The sequence below is a fragment of the Bartonella sp. B10834G3 genome (assembly GCF_016102505.1).
GTDB lineage: Bacteria > Pseudomonadota > Alphaproteobacteria > Rhizobiales > Rhizobiaceae > Bartonella > Bartonella choladocola.
The window spans coordinates 205029-220201 of the sequence record NZ_JACFOM010000002.1 but is presented as its reverse complement, the minus strand read 5'-3'; the positions used below and the strand labels follow the sequence as shown (position 1 = coordinate 220201).

At 46.1% G+C, this 15173-nt stretch carries 11 protein-coding genes; 3 read left to right on the top strand and 8 right to left on the bottom strand.

Annotated elements, in window-relative coordinates:
• The first annotated feature begins 113 nt into the window (after nucleotides 1–113).
• Nucleotides 114–590: an NUDIX hydrolase gene (locus H3S94_RS06400; RefSeq protein ID WP_077991936.1), complete on the top strand. Its 477-nt coding sequence runs from the start codon at nucleotides 114–116 to the stop codon at nucleotides 588–590.
• Nucleotides 591–1870: 1280 nt separating this feature from the next.
• Nucleotides 1871–5626, top strand: a complete 3756-nt coding sequence (locus H3S94_RS06395) for a vitamin B12-dependent ribonucleotide reductase (protein ID WP_198240593.1) — start codon at nucleotides 1871–1873, stop codon at nucleotides 5624–5626.
• Between the two features lie 365 nt (nucleotides 5627–5991).
• Here H3S94_RS06395 and miaA read toward each other — a convergent pair whose 3' ends face one another.
• The gene (gene miaA, locus H3S94_RS06390) at nucleotides 5992–6861 is read right to left on the bottom strand and encodes a tRNA (adenosine(37)-N6)-dimethylallyltransferase MiaA (RefSeq protein ID WP_198240592.1); all 870 of its coding nucleotides are present in this window, start codon (nucleotides 6859–6861) and stop codon (nucleotides 5992–5994) included.
• Nucleotides 6862–6875: 14 nt separating this feature from the next.
• Here miaA and serB point away from each other — a divergent pair, with 14 nt between their 5' ends.
• Nucleotides 6876–7775 carry a phosphoserine phosphatase SerB gene (gene serB, locus H3S94_RS06385; RefSeq protein WP_198240591.1) on the top strand — a complete coding sequence of 300 codons (900 nt, stop codon included), beginning with the start codon at nucleotides 6876–6878 and terminating at the stop codon, nucleotides 7773–7775.
• Nucleotides 7776–8206: 431 nt separating this feature from the next.
• Here serB and H3S94_RS06380 read toward each other — a convergent pair whose 3' ends face one another.
• From H3S94_RS06380 to H3S94_RS06350, 7 genes are all read right to left on the bottom strand, one after another.
• Entirely contained in the window at nucleotides 8207–9685 is a 1479-nt protein-coding gene (locus H3S94_RS06380; RefSeq protein ID WP_246791214.1) for a Do family serine endopeptidase, read from the bottom strand.
• A gap of 155 nt (nucleotides 9686–9840) precedes the next feature.
• Nucleotides 9841–10026 carry a DUF2065 domain-containing protein gene (locus H3S94_RS06375; RefSeq protein ID WP_198240589.1) on the bottom strand — a complete coding sequence of 62 codons (186 nt, stop codon included), beginning with the start codon at nucleotides 10024–10026 and terminating at the stop codon, nucleotides 9841–9843.
• The gene (gene hflC / locus H3S94_RS06370) at nucleotides 10026–10922 is read right to left on the bottom strand and encodes a protease modulator HflC (RefSeq protein ID WP_077991928.1); all 897 of its coding nucleotides are present in this window, start codon (nucleotides 10920–10922) and stop codon (nucleotides 10026–10028) included. The genes H3S94_RS06375 and hflC overlap by 1 nt, the downstream gene beginning before the upstream one ends.
• Nucleotides 10922–12109, bottom strand: coding sequence for an FtsH protease activity modulator HflK (gene hflK, locus H3S94_RS06365; RefSeq protein ID WP_198240588.1), 1188 nt, complete (start codon nucleotides 12107–12109; stop codon nucleotides 10922–10924). Before hflK ends, hflC begins: the two co-directional genes overlap by 1 nt.
• Nucleotides 12110–12221: 112 nt before the next feature.
• On the bottom strand, nucleotides 12222–12728 hold the full coding sequence (locus H3S94_RS06360; RefSeq protein ID WP_198240587.1) for a dihydrofolate reductase: 507 nt from the start codon (nucleotides 12726–12728) through the stop codon (nucleotides 12222–12224).
• Nucleotides 12728–13522 (bottom strand): thymidylate synthase, encoded by a 795-nt coding sequence (locus H3S94_RS06355; protein WP_198240586.1) that lies wholly within the window; start codon nucleotides 13520–13522, stop codon nucleotides 12728–12730. The genes H3S94_RS06360 and H3S94_RS06355 overlap by 1 nt, the downstream gene beginning before the upstream one ends.
• A 480-nt stretch (nucleotides 13523–14002) precedes the next feature.
• The gene (locus H3S94_RS06350; RefSeq protein WP_198240585.1) at nucleotides 14003–15169 is read right to left on the bottom strand and encodes a M20 aminoacylase family protein; all 1167 of its coding nucleotides are present in this window, start codon (nucleotides 15167–15169) and stop codon (nucleotides 14003–14005) included.
• Nucleotides 15170–15173 lie beyond the last annotated feature (4 nt).

Below are 15173 nucleotides of genomic sequence, written 5' to 3'. Positions count from 1 at the left end.
TGTGTTACACTTCACGAGGTACTATGAGTGACAGGAAATAAAGAACTTTCTCTGTCACAATACGAAAATTATTTTGATTACTTTCAAAATGCTCATTGCGAAAAAGGTTTCACATGGTTCAATCTGCCGGTATCAATGGTGATCTGGTTGCTGCCGATAAGAAGATAGTGGTCGACGGCAACAATTTTTTGCAAGTTGGTGCACTGGTTTATCGCCTGCAAAAGGGAGCTGTCGAATTTCTGCTCATTACCAGTAGAGGTACCGGCCGCTGGATTATACCGAAAGGCTGGCCCATGCCGGGTCGCACTTTGTCTCAGGCAGCCCTTCAGGAAGCATATGAAGAAGCGGGCGTGCGCGGCATTGTGGAAATCGCATCAATAGGATCCTATCAATACACCAAGAATGACATGCCGGGAGGCGAAAACGGGAATTTCAGTGTTGACGTATTTGCCGTTCTTTATTCCCATCAAGAAAAAAAATGGCCGGAACGGGGGCAGCGTATTTTTGAATGGGTTACGCCCGAAGAAGCAGCAAAGCGGGTCGTGGAACCACAACTGAAAAAACTGTTATTGGATTACCGGCCTCGTTGATAACACCGTCCGCCTATTCTTGAACGGGTTACGCCCGAAGAAGCAGCAAAGCGGGTCGTGGAACCACAACTGAAAAAACTGTTATTGGATTACCGCCCCCGTTGATAACACCGCCCGCCTATTCTTGAACGGATTACTCCCGAAGAGACCGCAACCCGAGTCGGAGAACCACAACTGAAAAAAACTGTTATTGGATTACCGCCCCCGTTGATAACGCCGCCCGCGTATTCTTGAACGGGTTACTCCCGAAGAAGCAGCAAAGTGGGTCGTGGAAAAACAACTCAAAAAAACTGTTATTGGATTACCGGCCTCGTTGATAACGCCGCCCGCCTATTCTTGAACGGGTTACTCCCGAAGAGACCGCAACCCGAGTCGGAGAACCACAACTGAAAAAAACTGTTATTGGATTATCGCCCCCGCCGATAACACCGTCCGCGTTGATAACACCGATCCCGTTAATAAATGTTGTTATCCCACTATTGTCTGCGCTGGTGAAGATAAATTTGAAGTGCCCTGCCCCACCCCAATTTCTCGGGACTCATCGGTGAAGCTGTCAAGCAATCAATCCGGCAAATTCATCCGGCCAATCATGGTGATTCGGTCAATCATGCTGATTCGGTTTCGGGAGTTTCCCTATGTCACCATTTTATCAGCATTTTTTTTAAAATTATGCCTGAATGCCATTGATATTTTTAATTCCAATATCGTCACGCTGTTTGAAAAAAAATAAAGCGTTGAATTATATCGTCCCCGTTATTCACATCATTTTTCCACTGTGAAACATACCATATCTAGTTGTTTGGTGATTTGAACAAACGACTCCTTGACGGCAATGGCGTTTTGCTCTTTTATGCATAATTGCTCCTGCATTGAAAAATGGAGGACGTTTCAAATCTGTAATCATGCGTAGTTTTGTGTGCAGTCAAAAGGTTGTAATTGCGAGCAGGAATAGCTCGCATTTTTGTTGTTGTGTGCACATAAAAAGGTTCACTAAGCGTTGTGTAAAACTTAAAAATTTATGAAAAATTTACTATATTTTGTGTTAGTTATCCGTTAGCACCACAGAATGTAGTGCATGCATCTTTTTTATACGAGATGTTTGACAGGTATCGGATATGGGCAGAACAGTGTTTCTGTTTGCCATTATCTCATACCGGTTGTTGAAATTGGGGGTTAGTCTCTGCCATCCGGTTTTGTGATGGGAGAGGTTTTGGAGAGATTTGTATCGGGCGGATTTTGCCGACCAGTTACAAACACAACATATTGAATAAGGACAGGCTATGAAAATCGCGCGCCATTTCACCAAGGAGGGACAATCTCCGTATTCAGGAATTGAATTCCATAAAGCGACAAGTGAAATAAAAAATCCGAATGGTTCGATTGTTTTCCGGCTCGAAAATATTGATGTTCCAAGCCAGTTCAGTCAGGTAGCGGCCGATATTCTGGCACAAAAATATTTCCGCAAAGCGGGTGTTCCGGCGGTTCTGAAAAAAGTCGAGGAAAACGGTGTTCCTTCGTGGCTTTGGCGTTCGGTTGCCGATGAAAAAGAACTTGCAAAGCTGGCGGAAGACCGTCGCTATGGTTCGGAAATGGATGCGCGTCAGGTTTTCGATCGTCTGGCAGGAACATGGACATATTGGGGGTGGAAAGGCAAATATTTCGATACTGAAAGTGATGCTCTCGCTTTTCACGATGAACTCGCTTATATGCTGGCGACCCAGCGTGTAGCACCTAATAGTCCGCAATGGTTCAATACCGGACTGTTCTGGGCTTATGGCATTGATGGCCCAAGTCAGGGGCATTTTTACGTCGATTGGAAAACCGGCGAGCTGACACGGTCCAAATCATCCTATGAACATCCGCAACCTCACGCTTGCTTCATCCAGTCGGTTGCCGACGACCTTGTCAATGAAGGTGGCATTATGGATTTGTGGGTGCGTGAAGCCCGTCTATTCAAATATGGCTCAGGAACCGGTTCCAATTTTTCGCAATTACGCGGTCAGGGGGAAAAGCTTTCCGGCGGTGGTAAATCTTCCGGCTTGATGAGCTTTCTGAAAATCGGAGATCGGGCAGCCGGTGCAATCAAATCCGGAGGTACGACACGGCGCGCCGCCAAGATGGTTGTTGTCGATATCGACCATCCCGATATTGAAGCCTATATCGACTGGAAGGTGCATGAAGAGCAAAAAGTTGCTGCTCTGGTTACCGGCTCCAAGATTGTCAAAAAACATCTTACGGCCATTATGAAAGCTTGCATCAATTGCGAGGCCGATAATGGAGATTGTTTTGATCCTAATAAAAATCCGGCTTTGAAACGTGAAATCCGTGCAGCCAAAAAAGATCAGGTTCCCGAAAACTACATCCAGCGCGTGATCCAGTTTGCCCGCCAAGGCTTTCGGGATATGGAATTTGACACATATGATACAGACTGGGATTCGGAAGCCTATCTCACAGTATCAGGCCAGAACTCCAATAATTCGGTTTCCTTGAAAGACGAGTTCTTGCGTGCTGTCGAAAATGATAGCGATTGGAACCTTATTCGCCGCACAGACGGAAAAGTGCACAAAACAGTGCGCGCACGTGACTTGTGGGATCGTATTTCCTACGCAGCATGGGCTTCGGCTGATCCCGGAGTTCACTTCAACACAACAATGAATGATTGGCATACGTCGCCGGCTGAGGGGCCGATTCGCGCGTCGAACCCGTGTTCCGAATATATGTTCCTCGACGATACAGCCTGTAATCTTGCATCCATCAATCTGTTGACCTATCGGAACCATGATGGCTCCTATGATCTTGATGCTTATGAACATAGCGTTCGCCTATGGACGATTGTTCTTGAAATATCGGTCATGATGGCGCAATTCCCGTCAAAAGAAATTGCCAAACGTTCCTACGAATACCGCACACTCGGTCTGGGCTATGCAAATATTGGCGGCCTGTTGATGACATCCGGCATTCCTTATGATTCCGACAAAGGGCGCGCAATTTGTGGAGCACTTACAGCGATCATGACCGGCGTTGCCTATGCGACATCTGCCGAAATGGCCAAGGAACTTGGTGCATTCAAAGGATATAAGCCGAATAAAGAAAATATGTTGCGGGTTATCCGCAACCATCGCCGCGCTGCCTATGGTGAAACGACCGGCTATGAAGGATTGTCGGTCAATCCGGTCGCATTAATCGAGAAAGATTGTCCCGACCATAAGATGATCGAACGCGCCCGTAAGGCTTGGGACAAAGCGTTGGAACTCGGCAAGCTCTATGGCTATCGCAATGCGCAGGCCACAGTTGTCGCTCCGACCGGAACAATCGGTCTGGTTATGGATTGCGATACGACAGGAATCGAGCCTGATTTTGCTTTGGTCAAGTTCAAAAAGCTTGCTGGCGGTGGATATTTCAAGATTATCAACCGTGCTGTTCCCGAAGCTTTGCGCACTTTAGGCTATTCGGAAAGCCAGATCGCCGAAATCGAAGCTTATGCGGTAGGCCACGGAAATATCAATCAGGCTCCTGCGATCAATCCTACGACATTAAAAGCAAAAGGCTTTTCCGACGAAAAGATAGAAGTTTTGAACGAGGCAATGAAAAGTGCCTTCGACATCAAGTTTGTCTTCAACAAATGGACGCTTGGTGAAGATTTCTGCAAAAATGTCTTGAACTTTACCGAAGAGCAACTTGATGATGTTTCTTTTGAGATGTTACCGGCGCTCGGTTTCTCGAAAAAAGACATCGAGGCAGCCAATCTCCATGTTTGCGGTGCGATGACACTGGAAGGTGCTCCCCATCTCAAACAAGAGCATTATCCGGTATTTGATTGCGCCAATGCTTGCGGAAAGATTGGCAAGCGCTATCTTTCGGTTGAAAGTCATATCCGCATGATGGCGGCAGCTCAGCCTTTCATTTCAGGGGCTATTTCCAAAACGATCAATATGCCGAATGATGCAACTGTAGAAGATTGCGCCAATGCTTACATGTTGTCATGGAAACTGGCATTGAAAGCCAATGCGCTTTATCGAGATGGCTCGAAATTGTCGCAGCCTTTGAATGCATCGCTGATTGCCGATGACGATGATGAAGATGCTGTCGATAATCTGATTGAACAACCGGCGGCTGCCCGTACTGCGAAGGTTACCGAGAAGATCGTCGAAAAGGTTGTCGAGAAATATATTCATGAACGTGAAAAACTCCCCAACCGTCGGCAAGGTTACACGCAAAAGGCAATTGTTGGCGGGCATAAAGTTTATCTTAGAACGGGTGAATTCGGCGACGGCCGTTTGGGCGAAATCTTCATTGATATGCATAAAGAAGGCGCTGCTTTCCGCGCTATGATGAACAATTTTGCCATCGCTATTTCGCTTGGGCTGCAATATGGCGTACCGTTGGAAGAATATGTCGATGCATTTACATTCACCAAATTTGAACCGGCAGGAATGGTTCAAGGAAATGATGCAATCAAAAACGCGACATCAATTCTTGACTATGTATTCCGTGAACTCGCGGTTTCTTATCTTAGACGTTATGATCTTGCCCATGTCGATATGTCGGATTTTTCAAATACGGCCTTGGGCAAAGGTGTAAAGGAAGGAAAAACCAACCTTATTTCAACAGGTTGGACACGCGGGTACAAGTTGAAGCTTACCGAAACCAAAGGGCCGGTTGCCAAAATTGCAACGCCTTCTGCGACACCTTCTGCAAAGTCGAATGTTACGACATTGAAGACAGCAGCGTCAGTTCAGGCAAAGGCTTCACCCTCGCTGGAAACACATGGTGCTACGGCTTTGAAACCCGACTTGTCCGAGGAAGAGAACAAGATAAATAATTTGTTCGATGCCGACACTTCGGATGAAGCCAAGGCCGAAGAAATGGCCAATGAAGTGGCTGAAGCAAAAAAGCTTGCCTCCGACCGTAGAAAACAAGCGATGATGCAAGGCTATACCGGCGACATGTGTTCGGAATGTCAGAATTTTACAATGGTGCGTAACGGCACTTGCCTGAAATGCGACACTTGTGGTGCAACAAGCGGATGCAGTTGACCGTTTTATACGTCATTTGATCTTTTAAGCGGCTCCTTTCAGGAGCCGTTTTTTTAAATGCCGTGAAGCATTGATAAATAAAACCGTTTCATCAAGCGGTGAATTCAAAATACGGAATAAAAATTAGGACAAAAACAAAGCCTGAACCCGCCAAATTCTATATAAATGCCTCTCCTCACCGAGGTAAAATATTGCATCCGATTGATTGTTCTTTGCCGCTTACCAATAAAACTCTGGAGTTTTGACCGTTCTATAATGTCCCGAAAATGAATATCATTTCTCTTGCAAGAAAGAGTTGCCAATCCCTTTTAAGAAAGATGTGCCAGTCATTTCCACAAAGGTTACCGGACTTTTTCTCTATAAAGTTACGGGACTTTTTTCCAATCATCCCCTAATTGGTGTCTAAACCATGTCATTTGGCGTTTTGCGTAACGGCGTGTATTGGTTTTGGCTTCTTCGATTGCAGCCTGAATTGTCTTTCGGCCTTTCAGAACATCAATAAATTCCGGAATACCGATCGCTTTCATTGCAGGCATTGACGGGGCTAACCCCAATTTATCCAACGCCCGCGCTTCGTTCAAAGCACCATTTTCAACCATTTTATCGAAACGTTTTTCGATACGCTCATAAACCACGTTGCGATCGGGAAGTAACAGCAACTTTTCAACATTTTCATTTTCGAGTGCGGGTCTGGTCTTCCGACTTTGCCAGTAACTCAAGGTTTTTCCCGTTGCTTCATAAACTTCCAAGGCACGAATAATTCTTTGCCCATCACGATCGCTCAACCTTCGAGCTACCGGTTCGTCAATAGTCTCAAGCATCCTATAGAGGGTTAGCGAGCCTTCATTTTTCAATTTGTCACGCCATTTCTCGCGTGTGCAATCAGGAATATCGGGAATTTCTGCCAAACCTTCTGTCAAAGCTTTAAAGTAAAGCCCTGTACCCCCTACAAAAATGAGCGGAAGCTCGATATTTTCAAGAATCGCAATAGCATCCTTCAGCCATTTGCCGGTCGAATAGTTTTCGTCGGGTGCGACATAACCATAGAGATAATGTGGTATAAGAGCCATATCTTCACGGCTTGGCCGTGCTGTAATAATGTCCAGAACGCTATAGACCTGCATCGAATCGGCATTCACAATCACCGCTTCATTTTCTTGAGCCAATTTCAGAGCAAAATCCGACTTGCCGCTTGCCGTAGGCCCCGCTATCAAAGTAATTGTTCTTTTCTTCATGAACGGAGTTTTCCATGTCCCATAGCGAGTTACTTGTAGCCACGTTGATTGCCAATCCGGAAAAACCGGTATTGACACCACAGCTCGTTGATAAAGCCACTGATAGCATTAATGCAAGCAATGTCTATTGGCTTTGTGATGGAATAGCCTGCGACATCCCGTTGAATAACAATATCGCGCCGGATGAAGCACGAGCCACTTTACGAAACACCCTTCACGGCGAAGCTGTGGATGTTGCTGTTCAACGACAAGACAACAGGCGAAAGAAACTTCTGATCGCCGATATGGACTCAACCATGATCGGTCAGGAATGCATCGACGAGCTAGCCGATGTTGCGGGCTTGCGCGACTATATTTCCGACATAACGAAACGTGCAATGAATGGTGAAATTGCGTTTGAACCGGCGCTTCGTGAACGTGTCGCTTTATTAAAAGGGCTGCCATTGTCGATCATAGACGATGTGATTGAAAAGCGCATCACACTGGCAAATGGCGGCAAAGCACTGATTGCCACCATGCGTAAAAATGGCGCCTATACAGCACTTGTTTCCGGTGGCTTTACACTTTTTACCTCGAAAATTGCAAGTGCCATAGGTTTTGACGAACATAATGCCAATGAACTCGTCGTCGAAGGAGATCATCTCGCAGGACGGGTGAACGAACCTATTTTAGGCAAACAAGCAAAACTTGAAAAATTGGAAGAACTCTGTGAACGGTTACACATCTCGCCCGACGATGCGATGGCGGTCGGAGATGGTGCCAATGACCTTGCAATGCTTCAACGCGCCGGCTCCGGCGTTGCTCTTCATGCGAAACCGATTGTTGCAGAAGCTGCCTCCATTCGCATTGATTACGGTGATTTGACGGCTCTTCTTTATTTGCAAGGTTATCGTAAATCGGACTTTGTCGAATGAAAGCAACCTGAATTATCGCTTATCCGATGTTTTGGACATTATTCGATAAAACGGGCAACTGAAAACAGCTAGGGTGTATTACTGAACTCACCCCTCATCTAATCCGGTAAAATATTTCCAAAACACGTTGAATTTATTCAACAAAACCGGACAGAATTTTTGTAAGGCACGCGGGACAAAAACATCTTTTTTGTCGATAAATCAAAATATACCCTATCGGAACTTGTGTTGTTGAATTCAAAAATATTGATCTAACCCCTATACGAACAGGGTTTTACGCTTAGAAGTTTCCGAAAAAGAAACTCCGTATAGCCATTTTTATAATCCGGTTGTTATCAATCATTCTATCGGTCAATGAGAAGACCAAGTCGCGGTCAGTTGCTTACCGATTGTGATGCAAATTGCCGATATTTCTGCTCAAGAGCGGATTTTCAATCAAGCCGCAAGGTCACAAAACGCAATTCACCATCTTCACCCGCAACCATTAACAAGGCGTTTTTACGACCGTTGGCGCGCAATTGCTCCAATTGCTTGGAAACATCTTCTGGCGTTTTAACAAGCTGCTGGTTAATGTCTACAATAACCTCACCTGCACGGATACGCTTTTCATCGGCGGCACTATTCGGCGAAACCTCTGTGACAAGTACGCCGTCAACACCATCCTTGATATGGTAGCGTTTACGCAATTCGTCCGTTATTTCCGACAACGTCATGCCCATTGCATGGATGGTATCCGCCTCATCGGCCTTCTTATTGCCGCCTTCATGGTCATTGTCTGCGGACGAGTCGCTTTCTACTTCTTTTTCCTTCAAACGACCGAGTTTCACTTTCACACTTTTTTCCTGACCATTACGAAGAATTGTTACATCAACAATCTTGCCCACAGGGCTTTCTGCAACAATCCGTGGCAGTTCACGGGCGTCTTTGATAGTGTGGTTACCAAAGCGGATAATAACATCGCCATCTTTTAACTGGGAGTTATCGACTGTTTTGTCGTCGATTTTTCCGGCGACCAGCGCGCCCTGGGCTTTCGGCAATTTAAGACTATCAGCAATTTCCTGTGTTACCGGTTGTATTCTTATCGCAAGCGAACCGCGCCTTGTTTCGCCAAACTCTTTCAATTGGTCAAGGACACTGGTCGCCATATCGGAGGGAATAGCAAAACCGATACCGATCGAACCGCCGGATGGTGATATGATCGCCGTATTGATGCCGATAACCTTGCCATTCATATCAAATAGTGGCCCGCCGGAATTGCCGCGATTTATGGCCGCATCCGTCTGGATAAAATCATCATAGGGACCAGCGCTAATATCGCGATTTCGTGCAGAAATAATACCCACGGTGACTGTTCCACCAAGACCGAACGGGTTACCTATGGCCATCACCCAATCGCCAATGCGGGCATTATCCGAGTCACCGAACGAAACCGCAGTGAGCTTTTTTGCCTTTGGATCGACTTGCAAGAGAGCAAGATCGGTCTTGGCATCCTTGCCTAAGAGTTTGGCTTTGAGCTTGGAACCGTCAGTGAAATTGACCTCGATTTCATCGGCATCGGCGATAACATGATTATTGGTAACAATGAGCCCTTTTTCGGCATCAATAACAAAACCCGAGCCGAGCGATTGAACTTTCCTTGATTGGTTCAACTCGCTCTTGTCATTTTTGGGTGAAAAAAAGTCGTTGAAATATTCCTGAAACGGTGCACCCTCTTCCACTTTGGGCAAAGCCGTCTTGTCACCCTGCTCGGTGCCTTTCACCGTCTGCGACGTAGAAATATTGACAACTGCATCAAGTAACCCGGAAGCAAGATTTGCCACCGATTCCGGTGCTTTATGTTCAAGCGCGACTTCTGCAAAACTTTCGGAATGAGAAAACCCGAATGCCGAACAAAGAACGACAGCTAGCATAAAGCGCTTTAACAACATATTAGCATCCCATCCGAGAGCGACCAAAACAACGAGGCTCAAACCGTTTAAAACATTTTCAAGCTAAGGGGAAAGACCGAATTTTACCTAAAACAACCTTTATCCCTTTTAATAATGTTTGGCTTTTATCCTATCATTTACGATCGCGAAAGCCATACAATAATTAAACCGATAAGCATCGCGCAAAAACCGCTTATCCGTAAAATATGTTCAGGCGTCACATGTATTTGTGACGCCATCTTTTTTACAAATCCCGGAAAGCCTGCATAAACAAGCCCCTCGATAAACAGAACAAGCCCGAAAGCCGTAACCAACAAGCTCATTAGTTGTTTGCCGGTGAATTAATTTTACCGGTAGCCAGCGGATTGTGGAAATAATAGAAGAAATCCTCGTTAGGCGAAATCACCATCGGAGTGGTTTTCAACTTCTTATAATTTTCCATTGCCAACCAGAAATCATAAAATGACGGATTGGTTTTCCTTGCTTCCAGTAACAAACGGATACTTTCTGCCTGCCCTTCACCGCGGGTAATTTCGGCATCACGCTTGGCGGCAGCAACGATTTCTTCATATTCACGATTGGCTTCCGCGACAATGCGATCGCGTTCCTGCTGGCCGCGTGCGCGAATATTTTCCGCTGCAGCCTCGCGTTCAGCCGCCATTTGGCGATAGACATCTTCCGATACGGCATCTGTCAAATCGGTCTTGCGAATTCTCACATCAACAATTGTAATACCGAGTGAACCGGCATCAGCGGAAAATTGTTGTTGGACTTCTTCCATCATAGCTCCGCGTTCATCCGAAAGAGCCGCTTTGAACTCACGTTTTCCGTAAACTGCACGTAGTGCATCTATAAAACGCGGTGCAAGGTTTTCTTCGGCTGCGACTTGCGGACGGCCGGAGCTGATGCGTTGCAAGAACAGTTTGGGATCGGTGATGCGATAGATGAAGAATGCATCGACTTCATAATAAGCACCGCCACGAACCTGAACAGACTGTGTCGGGACATCATACCGCAACAGACGATTATCGATAATCACCGTCTGGTCGATAAAGGGCGTTTTGAAATATAGCCCCGGTTCCTGTTCAACTCTTACGATCTGTCCGAAACGTTTGACGGCAATCTGTTGACGTGGATAGACGATAAACACCGACATCCAGATTGCCAACAATACGACGATAATGACACCAAGGCCAATGAACAAACGGTTTTGTTGCATTATTGCTGACCTCCTGTCTTATCAGAGTCGGAAGGGGAAGACTTTGTTGCGCTAGAGGTTGCCGGCGATTTGTTTTGCCCCGACATCAATTCATTCAAAGGCAGATAAGACACAGGACCACCATTTTTTTGATCGATTACAAGTTTATTCGGCGCATTCAGAATATTTCCGATTGTTTCCATATAGAGACGATAACGGCTTGCGTCCGGTGAAACCGCGGCTTCATGGGAAATCGCTTCAAATCGTTCTGCACGACCTTTGGCCTCTTCCACAGTCTGCGCCTTTTCACCTTTCGCAACCTCGCGCGCTTTTGAAGCCTCACCATTGGCTTGTCCCAATTTCTGGAAACGCACCCGATTACCTTCTTCAATCATGCGCCCCCGTTCCTGTTCGGCTTGCTGAACAGAATTGAACGCAGCAGCAACTTTCGTAGGCGGAGCTGCCTCACTGATCGAAACACGATTGATTTGAACACCCAGCTGATACTTATCAACAGTCGACTGGATAATTTTTTTCACATTATCCGCGACCTCTTCCTTCTTATCGCGCAAAACATCATCAACGGGACGCCGACCGATAACTTCGCGCATGGCGCTTTCAGCAACCTGACGAACGGTTCCTTCCTGCTCGTTGACATTGAAGAGGTATCTATCAGGTTCCGAAATGCGATAATATACTGAAAAATTTACATAAACGATATTCTGGTCGCTTGATAGCATCAGCCCGTCGCTCTGCTGGGGTTGGCCGGGTTTGCCACCTATTGCGATCGACTTTTCAGTGAGCGGCACCTTCAAATAATTTTCGATTGGCCAGAAATGGAAGTGAAGGCCGTCATTGATAATGCCGGGTTTCGGCACACCGAACCGCAATTCGACAGCTTGCTCATTCTGCTGGACAATATAGAAACATTGAAAAAGCCAGAATATGATTGCAACGATGATTATGACAAGGACAATGGCACCACCGCCGAATTGCTTGAGCGTATCCTGACCTTTGCGTAAAATATCGTCAATATCGGGACCGTTGCCGCCATTATTTCCGCCGCCATTGCCACCCGAACCGAGCGGCTTTTTCCCCCACGGGTTTTTATTGCTGCCATTGTCGTTTCCGCCGCCACTCCACGGGCTTCCACCATTATTTCCGCCGCCTCCCCAGGGGCCGCCGCCATTCTGATTGCTCCAGGGCATAATCACCTCTTGCTCAGCGCAACATTTGCGCAATATTTATCGTTCCACTGTTATAGGGATGTCGACATCACGTTTCAACGCAATGATCGACCAATTGTCCTTTTTTTAAAACTTATTGGCGTTCATAGACAACAAATCTGGTAGGAAATGTGTCTTTCGACCCTTCCGGTACCATTTCACTCGACAAAGCGCGCCAATTTTGCGGATCAAAAGTCGGAAAAAATGTATCTCCCTCAACAGCCGCAAGTATTTCCGTGATATACATGCGATCGGCAAAGGGCAAAAATTCCTTGAAGATTGCCCCTCCTCCGATGATAAAAATTTCGTCTGTCTTTGTTTTATCCGCTTCCGCTTCGGCTATTTGGCGGGCTTCGGAAAAAGAATGCGTCACAATTGCACCATTTCCGGCAAAAGATTTATCGCGGGTGATAACAATATTGGCGCGCTCCGGCAGTGGCTTTTTTAGTGAATCCCATGTTTTACGCCCCATAACCACCGGATGACCGATGGTGAGTGCTTTAAATCTCTTCAAATCCGTCGACAAGCGCCATGGCATTGTTCCATCACGACCAATCACGCCATTTTCCGCAACAGCAACAATAAGACTGATCTTCACCATTACACGGCCACCGGTGCTTTGATATGTGGCGCGGCAACATAGTTTTCGAGTGAAAAATCCTCATATTGAAATTTGAAGAGATCTTTGACATCGGGATTGAGTTTCATGGTTGGCAATGGCAAGGGTTTTCGCGTGAGTTGCAGCTTTGCTTGCTCAAAATGGTTGGAATAAAGATGGGCGTCGCCGAATGTGTGGACGAAATCTCCCGCCTTCAGACCGGTGACTTGGGCAATCATCATTGTTAGCAAGGCGTATGAAGCAATATTGAAAGGTACTCCGAGAAATATGTCGGCCGAACGTTGATAGAGTTGGCAAGACAATTTTCCGTCCGCAACATAAAACTGGAACATGCAATGGCAAGGAGGCAAAGCCATCTCGTCGACCAGCGCAGGATTCCAGGCTGAAACAATCAACCGGCGCGAATAAGGTGTCTTGATAATCATATCGACAAGCTTGGCTATCTGGTCAATATGACGACCATCGGGGCACGGCCATGACCGCCATTGATATCCGTAAACCGGCCCAAGATCACCGTTTTCATCCGCCCATTCATTCCAGATGGATACGCCGTGTTCGTTCAGCCATTTGATATTGGTATCACCCCGCAAAAACCACAACAACTCATAGATAATCGAGCGGACATGAAGCTTTTTGGTTGTCAGCAGCGGAAAGCCGTCGGCAAGATTAAATCGCATCTGGTAGCCGAATACAGAACGCGTACCGGTTCCGGTCCGATCGGAACGGTCAATACCGTTGGCGAGAACATAAGACAGAAGGTCGAGATAGTTTTTCATAAAGCTTTGATAACAGATTCTTGTCGCTCAAGGGAATAGACATCCCGCGCCTTTGAAACACGGTTTCAACAATAAATAACGCTTTAAAAGCTATTATTCCTAATCGAAAACTCCTGAAGGAAATTCTTCCGGTTCACGATTTTTCAGGGGCATTGCGTGCCTATTTCTTTGATTTTTCAATTTATTGCAGCAGAAACGCAATCGTTTATCGTCAAGAAAATACGCTTCAAAAAATCAAGACCGGATATTCATTGTTGGGAAGTCTTTCGATGCTGACAGGAATAAAGAGCTATAAGTCGGCTGAAATAACACTATATGTTGTTGCATCTATTCGATCGACAGAAAATCGATTATTCCGGCATTCGAGATTAAAAATACCGGAATAACCGAATGAACACCCTTCTGCCGTTCTGTCATTGAATGAGATTGGAACTCTATTTCTGAAACCGGTGATAGAACGCTAATGGATAATGAAATTTCTCAACAGAGATAACTTTCCACAAGTCGAACCCAGTAAGTGCTTGCCCGCAATAACAATTCATCGTTGAAATTATAATGGTCGCTATGCAGATTTGCTGTGTTCCCGTTGCCGATAAAGAGATAGCAGCCCTGTTTTTTCTGAAGCATGTAGGAAAAATCTTCGCTAAACGTAAAGGGTTGTGAACGTTCTTCTATAGCCTCCTTACCGAATGCTTCTTCAGCAACGCGGCGTGCAAATTCTGTTAAAGCTTTATCATTCTCGCATGCCGGATTGAGACGAAAATAATCAATTTCGCATTTTGCACCGAACACATTGGCCTGAAATTCGACAATTTCCCTAATGCGTTTTTCTAAAAGATTGCGTATTTTTTCATCATAGCTGCGGATTGTAAGTTTCAATTCGGCCGTTGCCGGAATAATGTTATAGGCTTCACCGGCATGAAAACTTGCAACAGTCACAACGGCAGATTGCAACGGCGAGACGTTGCGCGAGACAATGGTTTGCAATGAACTGACAATAGCCGCACCGACAACAATAGGATCAATTGCCGTTTCGGGTTGGGCTCCATGTCCGCTTTTTCCTTTGATGATAATTCTTGCACGGTCGGAAGCGGCAGTTGCAGCCCCCGGTATAAAACAGAAATTACCGGCCGGAATACCGGGCACATTATGATAGCCGAATATGGCATCACACGGGAATTTGTCGAAAATTCCTTCATCAACCATGCGCCGCGCGCCGCCAAGACCCTCTTCTGCCGGTTGAAAAATAAGATGAAGCGTTCCGGAAAACTGTTTTGTGCGCGCAAGATAGCGCGCTGCCGTCAACAGGCTGGACGTATGCCCGTCGTGGCCGCATGCATGCATTTTTCCGGCATTTTTGCTGGCATAGGGCAATCCTGTCTGTTCATTGACCGGTAGAGCATCCATATCGGCACGAAGACCGAGCGTTTTTTTACCTTCGCCTGCTTTCAAAGTCGCAACAATGCCGGTTCCGGCAAGGTGCGACAATTCATAACCCCATTCCTGAAGCAATTTACCGACAATAGCCGATGTAGCCTTTTCCTCAAAACCTGTTTCAGGGTTAGAATGGATTTGATGTCGCAACTCGGTCATTTCCGGCAAATACGCCTTGATGGCATGGGCGACTTCACGACTATCTTCTATCATTTTC

Bases quoted from the DNA above. Each gene is read 5' to 3' on its own strand.
- H3S94_RS06400 (WP_077991936.1), top strand. From the start codon at position 114: ATGGTTCAATCTGCCGGTATCAATGGTGATCTGGTTGCTGCCGATAAG.
- H3S94_RS06395 (WP_198240593.1), top strand. From the start codon at position 1,871: ATGAAAATCGCGCGCCATTTCACCAAGGAGGGACAATCTCCGTATTCA.
- miaA (WP_198240592.1), bottom strand. From the start codon at position 6,861: ATGAAGAAAAGAACAATTACTTTGATAGCGGGGCCTACGGCAAGCGGC.
- serB (WP_198240591.1), top strand. From the start codon at position 6,876: ATGTCCCATAGCGAGTTACTTGTAGCCACGTTGATTGCCAATCCGGAA.
- H3S94_RS06380 (WP_246791214.1), bottom strand. From the start codon at position 9,685: ATGCTAGCTGTCGTTCTTTGTTCGGCATTCGGGTTTTCTCATTCCGAA.
- H3S94_RS06375 (WP_198240589.1), bottom strand. From the start codon at position 10,026: ATGAGCTTGTTGGTTACGGCTTTCGGGCTTGTTCTGTTTATCGAGGGG.
- hflC (WP_077991928.1), bottom strand. From the start codon at position 10,922: ATGCAACAAAACCGTTTGTTCATTGGCCTTGGTGTCATTATCGTCGTA.
- hflK (WP_198240588.1), bottom strand. From the start codon at position 12,109: ATGCCCTGGAGCAATCAGAATGGCGGCGGCCCCTGGGGAGGCGGCGGA.
- H3S94_RS06360 (WP_198240587.1), bottom strand. From the start codon at position 12,728: ATGGTGAAGATCAGTCTTATTGTTGCTGTTGCGGAAAATGGCGTGATT.
- H3S94_RS06355 (WP_198240586.1), bottom strand. From the start codon at position 13,522: ATGAAAAACTATCTCGACCTTCTGTCTTATGTTCTCGCCAACGGTATT.
- H3S94_RS06350 (WP_198240585.1), bottom strand. From the start codon at position 15,169: ATGATAGAAGATAGTCGTGAAGTCGCCCATGCCATCAAGGCGTATTTG.